The 5,049-nt window shown below is 30.6% G+C and carries 8 protein-coding genes; all 8 read left to right on the top strand.

The annotated features are described in order from the left end of the window. The coding region (locus Q0352_RS07280) for a hypothetical protein (RefSeq protein ID WP_299525884.1) at nt 1-284 on the top strand (284 nt) is incomplete at its 5' end. 3 nt (nt 285-287) lie between these two features. Further along, complete coding sequence (locus Q0352_RS07275; protein WP_299525880.1) at nt 288-1,190, top strand: hypothetical protein; 903 nt, start codon at nt 288-290, stop codon at nt 1,188-1,190. Nucleotides 1,191-1,244: 54 nt separating this feature from the next. After that, on the top strand, nt 1,245-1,757 hold the full coding sequence (locus Q0352_RS07270) for a hypothetical protein (RefSeq protein WP_299525877.1): 513 nt from the start codon (nt 1,245-1,247) through the stop codon (nt 1,755-1,757). 96 nt (nt 1,758-1,853) lie between these two features. Continuing rightward, nucleotides 1,854-2,159, top strand: a complete 306-nt coding sequence (locus Q0352_RS07265) for a hypothetical protein (RefSeq protein WP_299525874.1) — start codon at nt 1,854-1,856, stop codon at nt 2,157-2,159. Next, on the top strand, nt 2,152-3,843 hold the full coding sequence (locus tag Q0352_RS07260) for a hypothetical protein (RefSeq protein ID WP_299525871.1): 1,692 nt from the start codon (nt 2,152-2,154) through the stop codon (nt 3,841-3,843). Before Q0352_RS07265 ends, Q0352_RS07260 begins: the two co-directional genes overlap by 8 nt. Beyond that, nucleotides 3,843-4,337, top strand: coding sequence for a hypothetical protein (locus Q0352_RS07255; protein ID WP_299525868.1), 495 nt, complete (start codon nt 3,843-3,845; stop codon nt 4,335-4,337). The genes Q0352_RS07260 and Q0352_RS07255 overlap by 1 nt, the downstream gene beginning before the upstream one ends. Further along, nucleotides 4,325-4,849: a hypothetical protein gene (locus tag Q0352_RS07250; RefSeq protein WP_299525863.1), complete on the top strand. Its 525-nt coding sequence runs from the start codon at nt 4,325-4,327 to the stop codon at nt 4,847-4,849. Before Q0352_RS07255 ends, Q0352_RS07250 begins: the two co-directional genes overlap by 13 nt. Further along, a partial coding sequence (locus tag Q0352_RS07245) for a hypothetical protein (protein ID WP_299525860.1) occupies nt 4,842-5,049 on the top strand: 208 nt, incomplete at its 3' end. The genes Q0352_RS07250 and Q0352_RS07245, both read left to right, overlap by 8 nt.

Raw genomic sequence — 5,049 nt, 5'->3', positions numbered from 1 at the left:
CTCCAGCACAAGACTTAACAGATACAGCCACTAATGATGCACAAATAGCACAAGAAATTGAAAGCGCTATTAAATCTATTATGATTAAATACTCAGAAGTAGATGAGAAAATGACAAACTTAGGATTGTTAGAAGAAAAATTTAAGGCTTTAGAATTAGCTAACATAGAATTAAAAAAGGAGGTATTAAAATTATCTGAACAACCTGCAAGTAAACCAATTAAAAGTGTACCTAATCAGGTAAAAGCAAAAACATTAGTAGAATTTTTAAATAATAAATTATAAAATATGGCAACGACTTTAAATGTAACTACAAACTTTGTAGGAAAAGAAGCAGGTGAGTATATCGCTGAAATGATTAAACAAGCGAATACTATCTCTGAAAATTTAGTGACTGTACTACCTAATGTGGTATCTCCACAATGGGTAAGAAAAATTGAATCAACAACAGGTTTTATAGACTATGCTTGTGGATGGGCACCTGCTGGTAGCGTAACTCTTTCAGAGAAAGAATTAGCACCTAAAAAAATCAAATGGGATTCTGAATTTTGTAAAGAAGATTTTAGACAATTATGGACAGCACAAGAAATGGGTTTCTCTGCTCATAATGATAACTTACCAGCAACAGAACAAGCGGCTATCTTAGCTGATTACGGTCAAAGAGTAGCACGTAAAATTGATGTTGATATTTGGGAAGGTGATGGAACAACTGGAGTATTTGCAGGTATTATACCAGCTTTAGTAGCTGACGTTGATGTATTAGATGTTGCTACACCAGTTGCAATTACAAGTGCAAACGTTGAGGCTGAATTAGCAAAATTTATTGATACAGTACCAGATGAGTTAATTGGTAGTGATGGATATATTTTAGGTGTTTCTACAAACGTACTTAGAGCATTGAAAAAAATACAAGGTTCTTTAGCACGTGCTAATGGTACTTTTTCTAATCCTTCTGAATTTGATTTTAATGGTTATACTTTAACTGAAATCAAAGGACTTAATGCTAATACAATGGTAGGATATAATAAAGGACAAGTATTTTTCGGTACAGGTCTTTTATCTGATATGAATGAGGTTAAAATTAAAGATATGGATGAATCAGATTTATCAGGTCAAATCCGTATGAAGTTAGTTATGACTGGTGGAGTACAATATGCTTATGGTGGTGAGATAGTTCTTTACAGAGCATAATAAAACAAGTAACAAAGGGGGCTTAGTTGCTCCCTTTAATTAAATTCAAAATATATGGCTTGTGATTTAACAGCAGGACGCTTAAAAGCGTGTAAGCAGAGTATTGGTGGTTTAGGTAAGTTATACTTATTTAACTACGTAGAAGATGCTTTTACAGTTGTTGCTGGGGAGGGAACAGCAGTTAACCCACTTTTAACAACTGTTTACGAATATGAAATAGAAGGAGATGGTAATAATGTAGCAGAAAGTTTAGTACCTGATAGAAATACAGGAACAACATTAAATACTCAAACATCTACAATAGTACTTAAAAAAATTGATGCGGCTACAAGTGCTGAATTAAACTTGTTAGCATACGGTTGGAATAGTGCAGTAGTAAAAGATAGAAACGGTGTTTACCACGTAATAGGAATTGATGATGGTATTGATTGGACTGTAGCACAAAGTACAGGTTCAGCTAAAGGTGATCTAAATGGATATACATTAACTGGTTTATCTACTACTGGTGCTTTATCTCCTAAATTAGATGCAACAACAATAACAGCATTTTTAGCTTTGGTGGCTTAATTTTCATTTTATTTAGTTTTAAAAGTCCAGTTTATTCGTTAATAAACTGGACTTTTTTATTTTATAACAAAAACGCTTAAATTTAGTTTTAATAGTATGATAATAGTTATACCTACAAATACAACTCATATAATAGATTTAATACCTCGTTATACACCTGATGATAGTATTACATTAAACTTATATAATGAGGCTACACAAGTGTTTACAGACGTTGTAAATACCTTTACTTTCCTTAATGGTATATTACAAATAACATTCGATTTTACGTTTGTAGAAGGTGATAACTATCAATTAAAATTAACAGATATTAACGGAGTTGTATTTAGAGGTAAAATATACACCACTTTACAAGCAACACAAGACTTTAAAGCAACAAAAGATAAGTTTAATTATGCGTAAACAGAAAGAACATAGCACAGATATACGATTAATACAAATGGCTAACTATGTAAGACCTGCTTTAGTTGAAAATACATCTAAAAACTGGGTTTTAAACGGTAAAAAGAATGAGTTTTATCAGTATGTTATAGATAGATACAACGGATCTCCTACAAATTCAGCTATTATATCTTCATATATTGACTTAATTTACGGTAACGGCTTAGACATTCGTAATAAAGATTTTGGTAATTGGATAAAAATTAAGTCTATTTTATCAGATAATGAATTACGTAAGATTATTTCGGACTTTCAACTATTTGGTGAGGCAAGTTTTCAAGTAATAAAGGCTAAAAATAACAAAGATATTGCTGCAATTTATCATATACCTAAGCAATATGTAGTCCCAAGTTTAGAAAATGAAGAAGGAGAGATTGAAGGTTATTGGTATTCTAAAGATTTTACTAATGTTAATAAATATCCACCTGTTTACTATCCTGCTTTTGGTACTTCAAGCGATAATATAGAGATATACGGTATAAAACCTTACAGAGCTGGTAAAAGTTATTTTAGTGATCCTGATTATATGGCTGCTTTACCTTATGCTGATATGGAAGAAGAACTTGCTAACTTTTATATTAACTCAATTAGAAAAGGTTTAAGCGCTGGGTATATTATTAATATTCCTGATGGTGGTATATTAACACCAGAACAAAAAGATGAATTAGAAGGCAAGATAAAAGATAAATTAACAGGTTCACCAAATGCTATGAACTTTGTAATTAATTTTAAAGGTACTGAGGCTGAAATTACAATAGTACCATTTCCAGTTAACGATGCTCAACATAAACAATGGGAGTATTTAACAAGTGAATCAAGACAGCAAATAATGACAGGTCATAGAGTTGTAAGTCCTATGTTATTTGGTATAAAAGATGCTACTGGGTTTGGTAATAATGCTGATGAATTAGATACAGCAGAGGCTCAATTAATGAAGCGTGTAATATCTCCAAAACAAAGATACATAACAGATGCTTTAGAAGAGGTATTTATGTTTTATAATATTACATCTCAATTATATTTTAGACCGTTAACAGAACAAACGCAAACGAGTTTAAGCCTTGAAAAAAAAAACAATGAATTAGATAGTTTTATAAATGAGTTTGGTGAAGAAATAGACTTAAATGAATTTGAATTAATAGATGAAAGAGATGTAGATTATGAAGAAGAAGAAAAAATTGATTTACAATTAGCAAGTACAGGAACGGCAAGACCAAACGCAAAGAGTGCACAAGATAGTGAGATTTATAAAGTAAGATATAAATACACAGGTAGTCAAACACCACAAAGAGAATTTTGTAGTAAAATGATGTCGGCTCAAAAGGTTTATAGAAAAGAGGATATTATTGCAATGGGTAGTAAATCAGTCAATGCAGGATGGGGAGCAAAAGGTGCTGATACTTATTCTATTTGGCTATATAAAGGAGGTGGTGATTGTCACCATAAATGGGTAAGGGTAATTTATGCAAGAAAAGATAGAGAGGCTGGAGTTGATGTTAATAGTCCAAACGCAGATGAAGTAACAGCAGCACAAACAAGAAAAGAAAATAAATTTATACCAGAAAAGAATGATATGAAGGTTTATACAGAACCTAAAGATATGCCTTACAATGGTTTTCTACCAACTAATAAAAGATTTAACTAATGGCTGAATTATTATTTATAACACCAGAAGAAATGACTTACTCGACTATATTGAGTGGTAATATTGATGTAGATAAATATAGATATGTAGTTTTAAATACACAAGTTACAACTATTGAGCCTTTACTTGGATCTGAATTATATGATAAGATTATAGCAGATTTAGAAGGTGATACTTTAACAGGTTTATATTTAACTTTATATAATGATTATATTAAACCTATTACTAAGTTTGAAAGTGTTGCTCAGTTTATAGAAGTAGCATCGTATTTAGTTGACAATGGTGGTATATTTAAACAAACTCCAGAGGGTAAAGAAGTAGTTACAAAAGATGAAGTTCAGTATTTATCACAAAAATATAAAAGCCTTTCTCAAATGTATGTTACACGTTTCAATAAATGGATTTGTAATAATACATTAACAGAATATAAGACATATCAAGATGAAGTAAATGCAATTAAAGATATAAGTTTATTGACTGGATGGAAATTATAAGCGGATATAATAGAAAATGTAAAGATAGCATTGGAGGTGTTAAAGGTGTTTGGATAATGAAATGGTTAAATCATTCATTAAGTCAAATAGTAACTAACGGAAATCAATTAACATCATTTCCAGAAGTCTTTATTTATAAGTTTGAAAGTATAGAAAATGTAAATGCCAATGAAGCACAAGAAACTGATGATGGTGGTAAGTATTGGAAGCAAAGTTTAGGTTTAACTTTTCAAGGATCAGATAGTTCTAACATAGAAATATTACAAAGAGTTGATACACGTATATTAATATTAGATAATAATGGCTTATATCGTATTTTCGGACTGTATAACGGAATGTTAGCTGGTAATATTGATTACACTACTGGAGGTGGTAAAAGTGATTTAAACGGTATTAAAATAAGTTTCGAAGGTAAAGAAGAAAAGCAAAGTGTTTTTGTAGATTCACCTTTTGAGATTGGATTTATAGAAGAAGGATTTAATTATTATAAAGATTTTACAATGTATGGCTAAGATACTATTTGAAGACAAGGTTAAGATAAAAGATATACCAGTAGCAGAAATTAACAAGTTTACTGATGCAAACGCAAACGAAATTAAAGCCGTTGTAAATGGTTTGGATGATGCGATTAATAATATTGCTCCAGTTGAATATACAAATATAACACAGGTTTATAATGTTGTAACAAACGAAATAACAGAAGTTTATAATG

Origin of the sequence: uncultured Lutibacter sp., assembly GCF_937891065.1 — a bacterium.
Lineage (GTDB): Bacteria > Bacteroidota > Bacteroidia > Flavobacteriales > Flavobacteriaceae > Lutibacter.
The sequence above is the reverse complement of the archived record's forward strand: the minus strand, read 5'-3'. Positions and strand labels throughout refer to the sequence as shown.

Coding starts and splice junctions, on each gene's coding strand:
- Q0352_RS07255 (WP_299525868.1), top strand. CDS start 3,843: ATGGCTGAATTATTATTTATAACACCAGAAGAAATGACTTACTCGACT.
- Q0352_RS07260 (WP_299525871.1), top strand. CDS start 2,152: ATGCGTAAACAGAAAGAACATAGCACAGATATACGATTAATACAAATG.
- Q0352_RS07265 (WP_299525874.1), top strand. CDS start 1,854: ATGATAATAGTTATACCTACAAATACAACTCATATAATAGATTTAATA.
- Q0352_RS07275 (WP_299525880.1), top strand. CDS start 288: ATGGCAACGACTTTAAATGTAACTACAAACTTTGTAGGAAAAGAAGCA.
- Q0352_RS07250 (WP_299525863.1), top strand. CDS start 4,325: ATGGAAATTATAAGCGGATATAATAGAAAATGTAAAGATAGCATTGGA.
- Q0352_RS07270 (WP_299525877.1), top strand. CDS start 1,245: ATGGCTTGTGATTTAACAGCAGGACGCTTAAAAGCGTGTAAGCAGAGT.